At 36.0% G+C, this 18,328-nt stretch carries 15 protein-coding genes; 6 read left to right on the top strand and 9 right to left on the bottom strand.

The genetic code is table 11. The annotated features are described in order from the left end of the window. Positions 1-355 precede the first annotated feature (355 nt). The 4 genes from Dongsha4_RS08980 to Dongsha4_RS08965 form a co-directional block, all read right to left on the bottom strand. A complete protein-coding gene (locus tag Dongsha4_RS08980; RefSeq protein ID WP_330205318.1) occupies positions 356-2,584 on the bottom strand; it encodes an adenylate/guanylate cyclase domain-containing protein in 2,229 nt (742 codons plus the stop codon). A 408-nt stretch (positions 2,585-2,992) separates the two neighbouring features. Continuing rightward, positions 2,993-4,198 (bottom strand): HhoA/HhoB/HtrA family serine endopeptidase, encoded by a 1,206-nt coding sequence (locus tag Dongsha4_RS08975; RefSeq protein ID WP_330205317.1) that lies wholly within the window; start codon positions 4,196-4,198, stop codon positions 2,993-2,995. Positions 4,199-4,511: 313 nt separating this feature from the next. Further along, entirely contained in the window at positions 4,512-5,930 is a 1,419-nt protein-coding gene (locus tag Dongsha4_RS08970; protein WP_330205316.1) for an efflux RND transporter periplasmic adaptor subunit, read from the bottom strand. Between the two features lie 274 nt (positions 5,931-6,204). Continuing rightward, positions 6,205-6,795: a GUN4 domain-containing protein gene (locus tag Dongsha4_RS08965; RefSeq protein ID WP_330205315.1), complete on the bottom strand. Its 591-nt coding sequence runs from the start codon at positions 6,793-6,795 to the stop codon at positions 6,205-6,207. Between the two features lie 532 nt (positions 6,796-7,327). Between Dongsha4_RS08965 and Dongsha4_RS08960 the strand changes: the two genes are divergently transcribed. The 6 genes from Dongsha4_RS08960 (at position 7,328) to Dongsha4_RS08935 (ending at position 14,017) form a co-directional block, all read left to right on the top strand. Then, entirely contained in the window at positions 7,328-8,809 is a 1,482-nt protein-coding gene (locus tag Dongsha4_RS08960) for a glutamate synthase subunit beta (RefSeq protein ID WP_330205314.1), read from the top strand. Between the two features lie 555 nt (positions 8,810-9,364). Beyond that, the gene (locus Dongsha4_RS08955) at positions 9,365-10,066 is read left to right on the top strand and encodes a 4Fe-4S dicluster domain-containing protein (protein ID WP_330205313.1); all 702 of its coding nucleotides are present in this window, start codon (positions 9,365-9,367) and stop codon (positions 10,064-10,066) included. Positions 10,067-10,145: 79 nt separating this feature from the next. After that, on the top strand, positions 10,146-11,192 hold the full coding sequence (locus Dongsha4_RS08950; RefSeq protein WP_330205312.1) for a CoB--CoM heterodisulfide reductase iron-sulfur subunit B family protein: 1,047 nt from the start codon (positions 10,146-10,148) through the stop codon (positions 11,190-11,192). Positions 11,193-11,478: 286 nt separating this feature from the next. Beyond that, positions 11,479-12,528, top strand: a complete 1,050-nt coding sequence (locus Dongsha4_RS08945; protein ID WP_330205311.1) for an FAD-dependent oxidoreductase — start codon at positions 11,479-11,481, stop codon at positions 12,526-12,528. 12 nt (positions 12,529-12,540) lie between these two features. Beyond that, positions 12,541-13,143 carry a 4Fe-4S dicluster domain-containing protein gene (locus tag Dongsha4_RS08940; protein WP_330205310.1) on the top strand — a complete coding sequence of 201 codons (603 nt, stop codon included), beginning with the start codon at positions 12,541-12,543 and terminating at the stop codon, positions 13,141-13,143. Next, entirely contained in the window at positions 13,127-14,017 is an 891-nt protein-coding gene (locus tag Dongsha4_RS08935) for a CoB--CoM heterodisulfide reductase iron-sulfur subunit B family protein (protein WP_330205309.1), read from the top strand. Before Dongsha4_RS08940 ends, Dongsha4_RS08935 begins: the two co-directional genes overlap by 17 nt. A gap of 145 nt (positions 14,018-14,162) precedes the next feature. Here the strand turns inward: Dongsha4_RS08935 and Dongsha4_RS08930 are convergent, their stop codons facing one another. The 5 genes from Dongsha4_RS08930 to Dongsha4_RS08910 all read right to left on the bottom strand — a co-directional run bounded on the left by Dongsha4_RS08930 (position 14,163) and on the right by Dongsha4_RS08910 (position 18,319). Continuing rightward, entirely contained in the window at positions 14,163-14,825 is a 663-nt protein-coding gene (locus Dongsha4_RS08930) for a Fe2+-dependent dioxygenase (RefSeq protein ID WP_330205308.1), read from the bottom strand. Between the two features lie 66 nt (positions 14,826-14,891). Then, a complete protein-coding gene (locus tag Dongsha4_RS08925; RefSeq protein WP_330205307.1) occupies positions 14,892-15,665 on the bottom strand; it encodes a histidine phosphatase family protein in 774 nt (257 codons plus the stop codon). A 604-nt stretch (positions 15,666-16,269) separates the two neighbouring features. Continuing rightward, the gene (locus Dongsha4_RS08920) at positions 16,270-17,148 is read right to left on the bottom strand and encodes an alpha/beta hydrolase (RefSeq protein WP_330205306.1); all 879 of its coding nucleotides are present in this window, start codon (positions 17,146-17,148) and stop codon (positions 16,270-16,272) included. Positions 17,149-17,168: 20 nt separating this feature from the next. Continuing rightward, the gene (locus Dongsha4_RS08915; RefSeq protein WP_330205305.1) at positions 17,169-17,909 is read right to left on the bottom strand and encodes a hypothetical protein; all 741 of its coding nucleotides are present in this window, start codon (positions 17,907-17,909) and stop codon (positions 17,169-17,171) included. A gap of 101 nt (positions 17,910-18,010) precedes the next feature. Further along, the gene (locus Dongsha4_RS08910) at positions 18,011-18,319 is read right to left on the bottom strand and encodes a hypothetical protein (protein ID WP_330205304.1); all 309 of its coding nucleotides are present in this window, start codon (positions 18,317-18,319) and stop codon (positions 18,011-18,013) included. Positions 18,320-18,328: the final 9 nt, after the last annotated feature.

Raw genomic sequence — 18,328 nt, 5'->3', positions numbered from 1 at the left:
TTTTCCTCTGGCTAGTTTTTAATTTCTAAGGAGATAATAGAAACTTCTTTTATGTTAGTTAATTTTTGATCATTATTTAATAACAAAAATATTAAAACAAGTAGAGTCAAAACACCATTTTGCTCTATCAATACTTAAAAGCTATAGTTGAGGTATATTGATCAAAGAAACGATTACGAATAAGTGCAATTAAAAATAAGGCTAAACAATTAAGTCTAGCACCGTACAAGTTAAAGAATTAATGGAAGAAACAATCAATTTAGAATTGATGATGCCCATAACATGAATATTACCTGAGTTTGATGAAAAAAGTGTTGAAAAATAAGGAGTAGAGACATAAAGCCTTATTAATTGTTTAATCCATGACAGATAGCCGTAAATTAGATAATTTTTGCTCTATTTGAGGTGGTAAATAGGTAAAATAAATTTTGAAAGAACTATCTTCTCTATGGTTCATGACTACCTTGCCATAAAAATCATCTGGATAAGCCCAATTGGTGAAGTTGAGTTTCAAATTATCTAATGGATTAGGTAAAAAATTTTCCTTATAATCAGCTTGAATTATTGCTCCTATTTCAATATCTTTAATAATAATTTTGGCTATTTTTCCTTGATAAATATCTTCTGTAATATCTTTTTCATTGAGAGGAGAATATTTGATTTTTATTTCCTCATTAATGTCAATTATTTTTTCTTCTATTTCAGGTAAGAAAAGAGAGTATTTACCTTTGATACTGATAATTTTATAAATAGTGATCGGTTTTTTTACTCCTTTTGGGGATACTTCTCTCGTTTCTGCTATCTGTACATCGGTTTTAAGGCTGTGTAGGGTTTTTTCTGAGATTAAAATTTCTCTACCTTTAGTATAAGATTCGATGCGATAGGTTAAATTTACTTCACTGCCAACAATTCCATATTTAGTTCTTTTTTCTGAGCCAATATTACCGACAACTACTTCACCTGTATTGATACCAATTCCCATTTTGAGAGGTGAATAACCCCATATTTCAATTTGTTGATTAATTTCTTTCATTGCTAATTGCATTGCGATCGCACAAGCTATAGCTCTATCTGCATCATCATTTCGACTGATAGGAGCACCAAATAAAACTAAAATACCATCCCCCATAAATTCATCAATTGTCCCCTGATATTCACTGATTATATTTGCCATATAACCAAGATAGAAATTAAGAATTTTAACCACTTCTTCGGGGGGTAATTGTTCACTAACTGCCGTAAATCCTCTTAAATCAGAAGTAAGAATTGTTATATTGCGTCTTTCTCCCCCCAACTTCACTCCTTGAGGACTTTCGAGTAATGTATTGACAATTTCAGTACTTAAATAACGCCCAAAAGTAAAACGTATTTTAGAGGCATTTCTGGCGGTATAGATAGTTATTCCCCCTGCCACAGCAATTAATCCTGTTAAAGGAGGTAAAAGAGGTATCCACCAGTTAGCAAGAAAAGCAAAATAAACAATAGCCACTAAAATAAACTCTATACCCACAAAAATAATGATTCCTTGACGAAAATTACTAGATTTACGCAAATTCCATGTTACGATCGCACCTAGTAATGTCCAAAAAATAATCCATAAATTTTCTTTAGTTTCACTCCATGTCTTGATTAAAGTGCGACTATCTTGATTTCCCTTGGCACTATCTATTATCTGGCTAATAATATGACCATGAATTTCCACCCCGGGCATTCTTTGATCTGGAGAGTTAGTATAAGGAGTTAAATGAACATCCTGAAAACTCTCTCCCACAAAACCGATCAGAATAATCTTGTTTTTACCCCAATCGGTAGGAATGCGATTTTCCAAAACATCAAGTAAACTAACAGTGTCAAAATGATTCACATTATCTCGATAATTAAGTAAAATCTGATAACCGCCACTATCTGCTTGAGCGTAACTACCGTCATTTTTTTCAAAAGGAATAAATACCGTATTACCTAATTGCCAGTAATTTTTTTCCCCCACAGTAGTCAAGTTAATATTTTCTTTCTGTAAAAAAAGTAAAGCTAAATACATGGAAAGACTAAAAGCCTGTTTATCTGGTAACGCTAATAATGCCCGTCTAATTTTGTTATCTGGATCTAAAATGACATCATTAAAACCAATCTGTTTTTTTTCCTTGAGAATCGGATTAGGCTTAACTCGATATTGACGCGTATCTCCCACCATTTTCTCAATACCGACAATATTTTGATTTTCCCGAAACAACTGACTTAGTTTATTTGTACCTGGGGGAATTGGAACATCCCGATAAATATCTAAACCAATGGCGATAGGTTGTTGTTTAAGCAGATTTTGGATTACATTAGCGTAAATTTCGTCAGATATTATGGCACTACCTATTTTTTCTACATCCTCCTCTCCAATCCCCACAATTGCTATCCTGTCATCTTGAGGTAATGGGGTACGCATTTTGATTAATAAATCATAAGCAAACAATTCCAAGGGTTGAAAAAAACCCAAGTAACGGGCGAGAATAATGGCAGTACAGATAAGAGGAGTTGCAACCCAAACGCCACGCCATTGCCAGAAAAAAGATTGCAACTGTTTTTGACTAATCACTGCTAATGGGAATAAGTAAATTGTTTTTATATTTAATTGTTCTTATTTTATCCTTTATGAAAGAGGTTTCAGGGTGTTGGGGGGATGAGGGGATAACAGAAGAGGGAGATAAGGTGTCAGGTGTCAGGTTTCAGGTTTTAGAAGAAAGTAATGAGTGTTCTAAGTTTTTAATTCTTAATTCTTAATTTTTCCGGTTCTTCAGAGTGTGGTTATTATGAATTAAGAGAAACAGGACTTCCATAACCTTTATTAAATAGTGTTTATAGTAAAATAAAAACTAAAAGTTTATAAATTATTATTTAATAGTCCCCTATTGCCAATTGCCTCTTGCCTACCCTAACTAATAATTTACATACTCAAACTGATAGAGCCATTTTTCCTTTGCCCTTTACTCTTTGCTAAATATGATTATTCGATGGGAAATTCCGCAGGATAAACTTTTAAGGTGATAAATTTCCCTTGACGATCGATTCTTATGGGTATTACTTCTCCTATGGTACTAATTTCTACCTGTTCTTGTACATCTTGTGCGGTCAAAACTTCTATATTATTAACATTATTGATTACATCTCCGGGGAGAAAACCCGCTTGAGAAGCAGGAGAATCTTCCATTACTTTAACGACTAATACCCCTTTTTCTGGTACATTTTCAAAGCCTAAATTCTGAGGAATATTGTCATTTTTGATGGTATCTTGGTTGAGAGTAATCATTTGAATGCCGATATAAGGATGAGATGCTTTTCCTGTGGTGTAGAGTTGTTCCGCAATGCGGGAAGCGGTTTCAATGGGAATAGCAAAGCCTAATCCTTGCGCATCTGCCCTGATTGCTGTGTTAATGCCAATTACTTCCCCTCTGGCGTTTAAAAGGGGGCCTCCTGAATTGCCGGGGTTGATTGCGGCATCTGTTTGAATGAATTTAACTCTTTTGTCTGGCACTCCTACTTCACTGCTGGATCTATCTTTAGCGCTAATGATGCCCACTGTGACTGTATTATCTAAACCTAAAGGATTACCAATGGCGATCGCCCATTCCCCAATAATTAAATCTTTTGCTTTACCCAGTATCACTGTCGGCAAATTTTCGGCTGTTATTTTAACCACCGCTACATCAGTCATGGAATCAATTCCTAACACTCTCCCCTCATAGGTTTTGCCACTAGGTAACAATACAGAAACAAAAGAAGTTCCTTCCACCACATGGGCATTAGTCATAATCAGACCATCATCACTGACGATGAAGCCCGAACCTGTACCCCTTTCTGTACGTTCAAAAGGTATTTGCTCTGGGAAAAAATGTTTAAATAAAGGATGTTCAAAATTTTCGGAATTATTAAAAGAAACTTGACGAGTTGCCTCGATTCTGACCACTGCAGGACCTACTTTTTGAGCTACTTCCGAGATGAAATTAAAATTACCTTGTTTTTGAGGTGAAGATTGTTTAAAAGGGGGAAAAACAGAATTAGCAACGGGTTGAAGGGATGTTTCAGGGGGGATGGTATCAGATACAGAAGATTGATTTAAGGTTGCTAACTGACGACTACCCCAAACACCCAATGCTGTACCCATTATTAATAAGCTACTAGAAACGAAAATTTGGCTAATTAATTTATTCATCTAATTAACTTTAATTAGGGTGTTTTTTAGTTCAAGGGCTTCTCTCAATTTAACATAATGTCAAAATGAAAGGGGCTTGAAAAAATGAACCTTTTGCAAAATAAATAAAAACTAAAATCTAATGGTTACAGTTAAAAAAATCCTATTCCTTTTCCTTGACTTTGGGTTAAGGATTAGGGAAGTTGAAATAATAGACAGAAATATTAATATTGCTTTATTGTGATAAAAGTATTACTAGCTTTGCCCATTGCTTATTTCTCATTCCCAATCTAAACCAAAAATCATAGTTTAATTCACCAAAACCGAAATATTTTTAATTTACTTGGCTGGTGACTTCTTGAAGGCTAATAGGAGTTTTATCTCGTAGGTCTAGGATACGATTCGTGATGATGCGATCGCCCTCTTGAATACCCGATGTAACCTGATAATCTTGCCCTTGAATACCTTGTACTTGAATTGGTACTTGGTGAGCCATCATCGTTGTTTTATCATCCTTAGATTGTCCCTCACGAGCAACAAAAACAAATTTTTGACCTCCCAAACTGGTGACAACATTAGTGGGAACTAAGATACCGGGTTTTGTATCCCAAATTAAGCGAGTTCGTACATACTGTTGGTCTTTGAGAGTACCATCATTTTCAAAAGTAATTTTAATATTTATAGACTGATTATCCTGATTAACTAAAGGTGCAATATAAGTTACTGCTCCCTTAACTCCAACACTACCATCAGCATTAATAATTTCGACAGGAAGTCCTAAACGGAGATTATCAATATTCTCTGTGGGGATATTCAAATTAAGATGGAATCTTCTATTGTTAGTAATGGTTGTCAGCGTTTGTCCTACATTAAGGAAATCTCCGAGTTTAAACTCCTGAAAATCTCCTACCGTACCATCAATAGGAGCAATCAGTCTTGTAAAAGCAAGATTTTGTTCAATACTTCCCCGATTGCTCTGAGCTTCTTCAATATTTGCCTGAGAACGAGCAACATTAGCTTTTGCTGATTCTACTCTTTCTTGAGCCGCCGCTAGGTTACTTTGAGCTGATTTTAATGCTTCTTGAGCAGATGAAACGTTACTTTTAAAAGCATCAACAGTTTTTCTCTGCGCTTCTACGTTAGCCTTGGTACTATTTAAGTCTCTGGTTTTATCATCTAAATCTTGTTCTGGTAATACTCCTTGTTCAACTAAAAAGACAGACCTTTCATAGTTTACCTGAGCTAAATCTAAATCTGCGATCGCACTTTCGAGATTTGCCTCCGCCGTTTTTAAATTAGCTTGGGCACTACTAACAGATGCTTTTAAACGAGCAACATCCGCCGAACTACTATCCCTTTGAGCCTCAGTTTGTCTTAATTCTGCTAACGACTGGTTATAAGAAGCAACTTGAGCTTGAATATTAGCTGTTGCCGCATTCACATCTTCTTGTTGTTGCTCTGGTTCTAACTCCGCAATTAATTGTCCTCGATTAACTATTGCTCCTTCTTCCACAAAGATATTCATAATTCTACCGTTAATTTTAGGAGCTAAATTAACCCTTTCCACTGCCTCTAAAGAACCAACAAATTCTGTGCTATCAATAAGAGTAGAAGAGTTTAAAACCGTCGTTGAAACAGGTATCGCTTTTGGTTGAGGTGTAGAACTATTTTTATTACCACATCCATATGTTAGAAGTGTGATTAAAGAAATTGATGTTAACATTTTGTGGTGAAAAAAGGTCTTTTTATTCATAAAAATTCATATATATTTGTTGTTTTATAATTGCGTCTATTGTGATTTTAACTATAAATATCGAATAAAAAAAATAAATTCAATGATGCCTGATTTCGGGATAAATTTTTATCTCTGAGTAATGGCAAAAAGGGCAAAGGTAAATAGTTGATAGTTAATAACTCCTAACTCTTAACTCCGAACTAATCTCTCCCTAATACCCCAATCTCCTAATATCCCAAGTCTCAAAACCTTGATACCTAAGCAAATCAGATATTCTTAACCCGAACTGATGTTAATTAAGGTTACATTGCACCATCCTTTCTGCTAAAACTGAATAAGCAAGTCGCCCCCCTGTAACGGAATATTCAGAGCGAGGATTCGGTAAATGTCCAATGGGAGCGTTATCTGTGAAGTTTAAGTTTTCAATAAAAATAATCCAATCATTATCTTTTCTCCAACCAACACGATCCCCAAAACGATTATAAGCATCGTCGGCAATTAATTTACCCGGTCGATTTCCCGTTTCTATATATATAGGTAACTGTACTCGAAAACCAAACCTACCATTAGAATTGGTGTACCATAAATCATCAATTTTTTTTAAGTCCCAACAAGGAATTTTTTTTAAATCATCCTCTCTTACCCAACCAATATCCATTCTACCCGTTGCTGATAAAATGATATTTCTTGTTTCATTGTTGGCTTCACGCCATTCTTTATTCTTTAAATAATTTTCTAAGTCGCTGTAATCTATCTTCGTTTCAGGGGAAACCAGATTACTATTAATTTCAGACAAGCCACTTTGAGCGAAGGAATTTTGATGGGGAAGAGAAACAAAAGAAAAAGAGATAATAGCTGAGAAAATCAGAGCTTTAATATTCATTTTGCCGATTAGTGATTTTTTGTGAATTATATCTTGAACTTAACCCTCTGAGGATAATATAAGTGAGTTCGGAGTTCGTAAAGAGATGTAGAGAGCCATAATTTTTCGCAACTGGTAACAAAATATTCTCTAATTTTATGGGAAGTATGCTAAAAGCTAAAGTCAGAAAATATCAAGATAAAAAGACTATTTTCATCTATATTACGAATTATTAAAAAAACATGAATTAATCTTTAAAATAGTTGTTTATTGAAAATAACTCCACTAGACTGAATTTAGAGATATTATCTGAATCAATCGGGAAAGATTAAATGGGTTAGATGTTAGCAAAATTTACATGAAAATAAAATCACTAATCCTTAATAATGTCAAGAAATAAATAACATTTTCTAGCTAATTAAATTCATTTTCTTTTTATTTATGTTATTTTAAGCTAACAGAATTAGTAAAAAAGTCATTATTTATTATTGATAGTCCTGATTAAATATTTTCAGACAAATAGATAAATTTTTTAGAGAACAATAGGTAAAATATGGGAAAAGCAACAGGATTTTTAGAATTTGCGAGGGAATTACCCGTTGATAAAGATCCCTTAGAAAGAATTAATAATTGGGATGAATTTCACCGACCTTTACCAGAAGAAAAACTCCGCAATCAAGGGGCGAGATGTATGGATTGTGGAACGCCTTTTTGTCATACAGGAGAAGTAATTAATGGTATGGCAACAGGATGCCCCATCAATAATTTAATCCCTGAATGGAATGATTTGATTTATCGTGGATTATGGAAAGAAGCGCTCGATCGCCTCCATAAAACGAACAATTTTCCTGAGTTTACTGGGAGAGTATGTCCTGCCCCTTGTGAGGGTTCATGTGTATTAGGAATAAATAACCCTCCTGTCACCATCAAAAATATTGAATGTTCGATTATTGATCATGGTTGGGATATGGGTTGGATCATACCAGAACCACCTAAAACTCGCACAGGCAAAAAGGTTGCCGTTATCGGTTCAGGTCCTGCAGGACTATCCGCCGCCGCTCAATTAAACAAGGCAGGTCATTCTGTTACGGTCTATGAAAGAGATGATCGCCCCGGTGGATTATTAATGTATGGTATTCCTAATATGAAGTTGGATAAAGAAAAGGTTGTTTTGCGTCGGATTAAAGTATTAGCGGCCGAAGGAATCAAGTTTGTATGTAATACAGAGATTGGTAAAGATATATCTCCTGAGCAATTGTTAGAAGAAAATGACGCTTTAATTCTCTGCATCGGTGCTGGAAAACCCCGTGATTTGCCCATAGAAGGAAGAGATTTAGGGGGAATTCACTTCGCCATGGAATTTTTGACCGCCAATACTAAAAGCGTCTTAAATACCAATAAAGAAGAGCTTATTTCTGCAAAAGGCAAAGATGTAGTAATCATTGGAGGGGGAGATACAGGCACAGATTGTGTAGGTACTTCAATTCGTCATGGTTGTAACAGTGTCACTCAATTGGAAATTATGCCGAAACCTCCTGAAGTGAGAGCAAAAAATAATCCTTGGCCTGAATATCCTAAAATTTACCGTCTTGACTATGGACAAGAAGAAGCGGCCGCCAAATTTGGTAATGATCCCCGTGTATATACTACCACTGCCACAAAATTTGAAGCAGATGCTCAAGGAAATGTTGCCGCAGTCCATACTGTTGAGGTGGAATGGCAAAGAAATGAGCAAGGGCGTTTTATTCCTCAACCCATTGAAGGGACAGAAAAAAGAATCCCTGCACAACTGGTACTATTAGCCATGGGTTTTTTAGGACCTGAACAAATGCTGTTGGAAAAAATGGGTTTAGAGTCTGATGCCCGTAGTAATGTTAAAGCTGATTATGGTCAATATGCCACTAATATTCCTAAAGTTTTTGCCGCCGGCGATTGTCGTCGAGGTCAAAGTTTAGTAGTTTGGGCTTTTAATGAGGGTAGAGAAGTTGCTAGAGAGTGCGATCGCTTCTTGATGCAAACAACTGATTTACCTTAATCATTGACATTACTCAAAATTCATAAAATTAATAATTAATTTGAAGGTGTCGGGTATCAGGTGTCAGGTTGCAGGTGTTAAGGTGTTTGGGTATTAGACAGAGATTCGTTCGGAATTCGGACTTAAGAGCTAAGAGTTAGAAATTTTAATTTTCAATATTTACCTTTGCCTTTTGCCCTATACATCATTACAAGAGTGTCCTTTTCGTCATCACTCATAAATGAAAATTTACCCTGAACTCAGGTTAACGAATACAGCATTAGATAAGTATAAATAACCATTGACATTTTATATAACTATATTGTTATATAGAAAAGTAACAATTAATTCATATTTTAAGTAAAGTTACTAATTTTTGCTGAGAGAGTTTTTATAAATATTTATACTTCATCCAAAACTCTTAGAATTAGTCTTCTTTAGCTAAGAATTAATAAGGCTTTGTGTCCTTGATCATTCTTATTTTTTTAGTCAATGGCATTATCTGAAGCTATCTTCTTTGATAGTTGCAATTATTTATATTTTTTTTCTATTGCAATCATTTTTATCATTATCATTATGGGCAAATTAGTTGATGAGTTAAAACAGGATATTCAATATCAACACGGTATGAATGCCTGTTTAAACTGTGGTATCTGTACGGCGGTATGTCCTGCGGCGGAGGTTTATGAGTATTCCCCTAGAGAGGTGATGAATATTTGCCACACTGAAGATGAGGAATGGCTGATTGATTTACTCAAATCTGATAAAATCTGGTTTTGTGGACAGTGCTATTCTTGTAAGCCGAGATGTCCTAGAGGTAATAGTACCGCCGATGTGATTTTGGCTTTGCGTCGTCTTTCCGTGCGTCACGGTTATTTTGCGGAGTCAGAAAAAGGGCGACAGCAGTTATTTGCGAAACGGGTATTCGGTGAAAATATGTTGAAACGGGGTTATACTCTCACCGCCGAAAATATTACTCCTGAGCATTTTCCTGAGTTGGGAGAGAATTGGGAATACTATTTTGAGCATATGAAAGAAATGCGGGAATGGTGGGATGTGCCGATGGATAAGGAAAACAGTGCAGGTTCTCACCGTGTAATACCTGAAAAAGACATGGATGAGTTAAGGGCTATCTATAAGGCTACAGGTGCGATCGAACTTATGGAGGCAGTGGAGAAAGGCATGGAGAAAAAACTCGGTAGCAAAAAAGAAGTTGAGAAATACTGGGAAAACTGGCTCGAAACTGCCGATAGTCGTACTTATGAGATGAAAAGTTAGATCCCCGAAATCCCCCCTAACCCCCCTTAATAAGGGGGGAATTGGACAAAAGTAAATAACATCAAAAGGATAAATAAAAATGAAAGTAACGAGAGAAAATATTATTTGGGAAAGTCACCAAAAGCACGTTCCGACTATTGACGAAGAAGGCGGTAAGCTATGGGGATGTTTCCGTAGTTGTTTTTTACAAAGTGCCGCCCCTTACACCGAAGGTATCGCTTATAAAATCCTTAAAAATGATCTCGGTATCGATTTAAGAGAAGCGGCGGGGCATACTTCCTGCGGTGCGATCGGCTATCATGGGGATGTTACTAATATTGAAACTCAGATGGTGGTTGCGGCGCGTAATTTTGCCGTTGCCCATGAGGAGTTAGGAGTGGATAACCTTTTCTCTTTCTGTGTCACCTCCTTTGCTAACTATACCGAAATGATCCATCTTTGGGAAGAAGAACCAGAATTACGGGAATATACAGCTAAAACTTTAAAAGAAACCACTGGCAGAGAGTTTTGGATACCCCATGTATCCGGTGGCAGACCTTCTGTAGTTCATGCGTCCGATGTGTTTTATGCTAATCGTCACAAGTTGGCAGAAAAAGCTAAATATAGCCTTAAAGGTATTAAAGCAGTGGATCACATCGGTTGTCACTACGGTAAAATCTTCCCCGGTGAGGCAATGGGAGGAGTAGAATTTCCTCAAGTTTTAGTGGGTTTATTGGAGGCATTTGGGGCGGAAATTGTGGATTATCCTGAACGCCGTCACTGTTGCGGTATGGGTTTCCGTCAATGTGCTTTCCCTGAAAATCGTGACTACACCGCTAGTAGCACCTATAAAAAGTTAGCTAGTTTGAAAGAGGCTCATCCTGATTGTAATTTAATTCTCACTAACTGCCCCGGTTGTACGGTGTTTTTAGATGCAGAACAAGGCACAATTAAAGAGGTATTAGAGGAAGAATTTAACGTTAGTATCCTCGATTATGCCCAATTAACGGGATTAATGTTGGGTTATGATCCTTTCAAAGATTGTGGCATGAATGCAAAAGTTGTACCTGTTGAGCCTTTACTCGATAAAATTGGCATTCCCTACGATAAGTCTAAAACATTTGAGGAACGCAGAAGACCCTTTTAAGAGTTCGGGGTTCGGGGTTCGGAGTTCGGAGTTAAGAATAATATCATTCTGAGCGATCGCACTTTTGGTGTTGGGTTGCGCTACTTTGAAAGATTATTTGTAGGGTGGGCATTGCCCACCAAAATCCAAAATCTTCTGATAGTAATCTTTTGTAAGAAATTTGATCCTCCCCAATCCTGCTTAATAAGAGAGTTTGATCCCCCCTAACCCCCCTTAATAAGGGGGGAATAACAAAAAAATAGATACGAGAAGTTAGTTAACACACTTAAAGGAAAAAATAAAAATTATGAGTAACAATAATGTCATTGTAATTGGTGGTGGTCCTGCTGGTTTAGCGGCGGCAGGTAAGTTAATGGATTTCGGTTTTGATGTGGTTTTAATTGAAAAACAGGCTCAAGTTGGTGGGCATCTAAACAAGTGGTTTAAGGTTTTCCCCGATTTTACCGATGCTTCGGAAATTACTGCTAATTTAAAGGCTGGTTTGGGTTCTACTAAAATCTTAACGGATACCACTGTAACGGAAATTAAGGGTTCTGCTCCTGATTTTTGGGTGACGACTTCCCACGGTGATACTATCAACGCCCAAGCGATTCTCGTCTCTACAGGTTATAAGCATTTTGATGCTAGTTTGAAAGAGGAGTATGGTTACGATATTTATGATAATGCCATTACTTCTGTGGAACTCGATGCGATGTTGAAAGCAGGTAAGGTTGTTACTCGTCAGGGTAAAGCACCGAAAAAGGTGGCAATGATTCACTGTGTGGGTTCGAGGGATGAGAAGGTTAATAATAATTATTGTTCTCGGGTTTGTTGTACCAATGCCATCAAAGTTGCGATCGAGGTTAAGGAGCAAAATCCAGATTGTCAAATCTATTGCCTCTACATGGATATTCGGGTTTTTGGTCGTGGTTATGAGGAATTATATCGCACTTCTCAAGAATCTCACGGTATCCAGTTTCTACGGGGGCGACTCTCTGAAGCTAGTGAAAAGCCCGATCGCAGTCTTTTATTACGTTTAGAAGATACTTTGACGGCTAAACCCATGCGTCTATCAGTGGATTTGATGGTGTTAATGGTGGGCATGGAAGGTAATCCCGATTTACTGGATGTGGCTGGTTTACAACTGGGGTGCGATCGCTTCTATGCTACTGCTCACCAACAGTATTCTAACAACCATTCTCAACGTGCTGGAATCTTCCTTGCAGGGGCGGCAACAGGTCCTAAAGCCATTATGGAATCCATTACTGATGGGCGTTCTGCGGCTTCTGAAATAGCAGGTTTCATGATGCAACCACGAGCAATTTCTCTCAACGGTCAAATCCCCACTTTAGTATAAGGAATATATAAAATGATTACGAAAAAGAAAAAGTTTGTCTTTGGCATGAAAAAAGATCGTCAATTAGATGGCGATAAAATGAATCTCGATTTTGCTAAAAGAGTCGAAGCCGAAGGAGGAAAAGGAAGTGCGATCGCAGCTTGTATGCAATGTGGGACTTGTAGCGGTGGTTGTACTAATATCGATGTGATGGATATGTCACCCCGTACTTTAATCCTCATGACTCAAAGGGGAGAATGGGAAAAAGTCCTGCAAAGTAACACCTTATGGATGTGTAGTTCTTGTTATATTTGTACCTCTCGTTGTCCTCGTGGTGTACGTCCTTCCGATGTCATTGAAGCAGTTAAAGCTATTGCGATCGAAGAAGGAATTAAGAACGATTCCACTAAATTTAACCAAATTTTCGTTGATTTAGTCCAAAAACGGGGTATTCTCTTTGAACCCGAATTGATGCAGAGATTCGGCGGTTTACAAGCAATGATAGATCAAGCACCCCTCGGTATTCAATTAGCATTACGGGGCAAAATATCACCCTTCCCCGAAAAAATCAAAAATCCTCAACAATTTAGCCAAGCATTAGATAAAGCGAGAAAAAAGCATGGAAACAATGATTAAACCCACCACCACCCAATACGCCTATTACCCCGGTTGTAGTTTACACACCACCGCCAGAGAATTTGACATCTCCACCAGAGTGGTTATGAAAGAATTGGGCATTGACTTACAAGAATTACAAGATTGGTCTTGTTGCGGAGGTTCGATCGCAGCTAGTGTCGGCCATGATATGGGTATGGCAATGGCTGGAAGAAATGTCGCCCTAGCCCAAAAACAAAATTTAGACCTCTTAGCTTCCTGTTCAGGATGTTACAATAAATCCGCCCGTGCCATGAAAGCCTTGAAAGACGACGACGAAAAAAGCAAAATCATGGCGATTATGTCCGAAATGGGCATCGATGTTGATGACTATAATATCCGAGTGCGGAACGTGGTGGATGTATTAGTTAACGATATAGACATCGCCTCCCGTGTCGTCAAACCCCTGACAGGCTTAAAAGTCGCTTGTTATTACGGATGTTTACTCACTCGCCCTGCCGATATAACTGGTTGGGATTCTCCCCGTTTTCCTACCTCTATGGATAAATTATCCCGTATTTGCGGTGCGGAAGTCGTTGACTTTCAAAGTAAAACCAGTTGTTGTGGAGGTCCAATTTTAGTATCTCAGGAAGAAAGAGCATTTCATCTTACAAAAAAAATCCTTGATGAAGCCAAATCCCTCAATGCCGATTGTATAGTATTGGCTTGTCCTTTATGTGACACAAATTTAGAATTACGTCAAGCAGACATCGGCAAAAAATTCGGCGAAACCTATAACATACCCATTATTTATATTACCGAACTCATCGGGTTAGCAATGGGCATGAAACCGAGTAAATTAGGTATGAATAAACATATCGTTTCTGTTAAACCTGTCTTAGACAAAATCAAATAACACAACTTTTTCATCAATTTCTAGTTATTTAAAATTAGTTCAGTTTTCAAATATCCGATAAGGGTAGGTTTCAGGTTTTAGGGTGTTGTGGGGATGGGGGAAATTTTCTTTTTTATCTAAACTCCTAACTCCACAATCAAATTATTTAGCTATCAGCAAAAGACCTTAGTAAATTAGAATAAGACTTAGAAAGTAAATCAAATTCGACAGTTTTTCCTTGTTTATGAAAAATAGAACGACGCACTGTATCTAAATCAAAAAGAATCTCTCTCTTTTGAACATCTCTAATCCAGCTTTCTATCCAGCCTACGACAACTTTTCTAATTCCTTTCGTGACGGTTTCCACACGATGAAGAGAATAGGAAGGATAAAAAATAATCGTACCAGCACTCAATTTAAAAGAGCGTTCCTCATTGACTTCTTCTAAAATTAGCTCTCCTCCCTCATATTCTTGGGGTGAGTTCAAAAAAATAGTAAAAGAAATATCTGTGCGCCCTTCTTTCATAAGAGCATCATCAACATGAGAACCATAACCCATGCCTTGACTGTAACGACTAAATCTGAGAGAGTGAATTTTTTTGGGTATCGTTGCCATTTGAAAAACTATATTTTCATTCAACGCTTGATAAATAATTTTTTCCAGATTACGAATCTCAGGGAATTGATTCGATAGCTGTTCATTATTTTTAACCTTAACAGCGTGCCAACCTGCGGTTTTTTTGCCGTCAATAAATTTAGCTTCTTCTAACTGGTGATTTATAGTCTGTAAAATTTCTGGTGTCAGAATGTTCTCTAGTTGCAAAATCATATAAAAAAAGGGCTTCTGCCCTTAATAAAAACCAAAAAATTTCTTGTAGATGTCGGGGAAAGTTAATTATTGTCCTAATTTCATCCATTCTTCTGGTAGCAGATTTGCAATTAATTCAAATCCACCGTTGCCGTCTGGTTTTACTACATAAGCTAAACCTTGAGGAGCGGGATAAATACCTGTAGCCGCTTCAAATAAATCATCGTGGCCAACAATGACTGTATTTTCTCCTTGAGGGGGTAATTTTGTCAGCATAGGAATCAATCTAGCTTTCATTTCTGCTACTTGTTCATCTGTATAATCTTCCGCTTTAGGAAAATTTAGATCACCATTTTTCACGTATCTCCCAAAAGCTAAATCTGCGGTTTGCCAAGCACGACAATATTGACTTGCAATAACATCGGCCACGGGAATTGAGTATTTTCTAAAGGCTTCTCCAATCATTTTAGCCTGATTCCAACCGTATTCACTTAGAGTTCTTTGAGTTGAACAATTACCCATAACGGCAGTTACCTGATCAGCATAATCTTTTTCTGTTTCTGCATGACGGAAGTAAATAACGTAACCACCTTGTTTTAATGAGTCAAGTAATTGTTTTCCATCTATTTTATCTGTAAAATCAGCATTGGCTTGTTCTCCCTCGCTATATTCTTCACTCCCTTCACCCCCTTCGCCACCTTCACCACCTTCAACCCCTTCGCCCCCCTGCGCCAGTAAAAATGGTGCGATGTTTGTATTATTATTAGCGTTTTCTTGGGCATTAACAAATGATGAAGTAGAGCTTAAAGTTGCAGTTAGCCCTATTGCCATTAATAGTTCGAGAGACTTAGATTTTTTCATGATAATTATTTTGGCGATACGAATTTTCTTGTTTAAAACAGTTAAAGCCTATTGTTTTAATGAAAACAGAACAGATAAAACAAGTTAAATATATTTATCTGGGTCATATTTACTGTCGCAACTAGAATATCACTATTTCTAAATATTTGCAATAAGCAGAGAAAATTTATGGGACAATAAATAAGTAGAGCCAATTAAATAAAAGAAAGTTTGTAGTTACCCCTTTAGGGGTTTTAACGTTCTTGAAATAAGGGCTGAAGCCCTTACTACTAAACGAGCCTATTTTACGTTTAATTAAGTGGAGCTACTTAAGGGAAGCAATAAACATTAACTATTTCTTAAAGCATTAATGTCTTTTTTAGACAATTCTCGTATTTTTTGTATTCATTTTATCGAAATACTTAAATAGGGATGCTACCTAAGTTGTCATACTTAATGCTAATAAATATGAATAAGTTTTCCTCTATCACTAATTATTATTATTTCTTTTAGACCCATTTAAGTTAAGATACTCAGGAGCTAATGAAAAAGTGGTATCAAAAAGATAAGCAACAGAAAATAATTAACAGGAAATAATCTAAAATACTTATTTTTTATTAAATTATTAATTTGTCTTTAAAAATTGATTAATAGCTTTTAGATAAGTTGTAGAATCTTCTAACATGGGAAAATGTCCTGTTTTAGGAACTTCAAAATAAGATATTTTTTCCGGGTTTAAAGCAACGGCGGCTTTACCCATAGAAGCAGGAATTATTTGGTCTTTTTCTCCTGAAACTAATAATGTTGGTACTTGAATTTTGCCAAATTCTTGGGGCATTATTTCCACTGCTTTTTTACTAACAGAAGAATAAATTGTGTTTAAAGCGGCATCATAATCTGCTAACAAAAAATCTTCTAAAAAATCGATGCTCAATCGTTTTGGTATCGGTTGAGAAAGAAATCTTGCCATAAAAAGTTTTTCTGCAAATGGTACTTTTAAAAACCAGTTATAACGAAATTTAACTACATATCCACCTACTTTATGAAAAGCAGAAAAAGCAAGAGCATTATAAGTAAAAATACCATTACAGGTTAGAATCGCTTTATGTATTCTTTCTGGTGCTAAATTTAAGAATATTGCCCCTACTGATGCTCCCATAGAATGGGAGTTTAAATATACTTTTTCTAAATTAAATTTGTCTAGTAATAATAATAAATCTTGGGCGTAATCTTCTAATTCATAACCTATTTTTGCTCCTTTTTCTTCTTTTGATTGTCCAAAGCCTCTCATATCATAAAGTAAACAATCATAATTAGATGCGATCGCATCTGCTGTACTACGCCAATAACGACAAGACCCCCCCCAACCATGAATAAATACCATTACAGGTTTAGGAGAATTATTTTCTGAAGGGGTGCGAATCCACTCATAGTAATGATTTACCCCTCGAATGTTGACAGTGCCTTTTTCATTTAAGTTGGTTTGCTTGGTGGAAGTATTCATTCTGTTTCAAATTGAGTTTTTTAACTTTTTAAGATTTTAAAGGTTTTTACTGATGATAATTTCTTTTTTCTTGAGAGAGGAAACTTATTAATCGGTATTCTTGGGGAATTATTTGAGAAGAAAGGAGTAATTAGTTCTAAACAATGGTCAATTTTACTAATAATAATCGGTTCTGTTTCTAAATCTTTTAATATAGTTAAATATTCTCTTATTTGCTCATATTCTTCTTGAGTAAATGTTTGATGATGCCATTGTAAAATAACTTGATTAACAGCCCATAATCTTTTTAGAGGAGAAGAATCGTTTAACTGCTCAATTATTTTTTCAAACAAATTATTTACATTAAAATTTCGGGATTTATTTTTAATCAGAGTGTTGGCTAAAAATATTAGCCCTGCACCACTAAATATAGTTTGAATAATAATCCCAAATGCTAACCATTTATTGTCAATTTCTGTCCATATATTCAAAGAAAAATAGCTACCTAAAGAGAAAAAACTGGCAATGGCAATGGAGTAGAATAGTTTTTTATTTTCTGGGGTTAAGTGCTTAGTAAATCGGTGAATATAATTTAACCAATACTGAGATTTTATCTGATAGCTAATAACCATTAGACAAAGAAAAGCCACAGTAGATATAACCAGTTCTAAATCTCCAATAGAAATGGTTAATCCCAACAAAAAAAAATAAAATCTTTTATCTTTTAAGTATTGATTAAATAGTGTTTTTTTTAAGAAAAAATTATTAACATTAATGGACATTGTTTAACTTAGTTAATCCTTTGGTATCATCAAAGCAGGTGTTAAAAATATACTGTTACTTTCGTCTAACAAAGTTATTGTATCAGAAGTTGTAGGAATATTTAGAATGGCTTAACTACTTTTTGCGCTTTAATTAGAGTATCAAGCACTTGATCAGAATCGATTAATCTTTTTAAAACTACTTGACCAATATTTTTATCGAACTTGACATTGTCAGATAAAGGACTTACTTCCACCATTATAATAGTGTCTTCTACTTCATACAGCCAAAGAGTTTGATCATTTTCAATGATACCAATGGGCAAGGATTTTATATGGGGTTGTCGTCGCCAAACCATTTCATTCCAAAGCCCACTTCTTTCCCAAATACGATTATAAGTCCATCCCGCAGTCAAAAAAAAATATTTCATTAATTTGTT

This window comes from Cyanobacterium sp. Dongsha4 (genome assembly GCF_036345015.1).
In the GTDB taxonomy this organism is placed as follows: domain Bacteria; phylum Cyanobacteriota; class Cyanobacteriia; order Cyanobacteriales; family Cyanobacteriaceae; genus PCC-10605.
The sequence above is the reverse complement of the archived record's forward strand: the minus strand, read 5'-3'. Positions and strand labels throughout refer to the sequence as shown.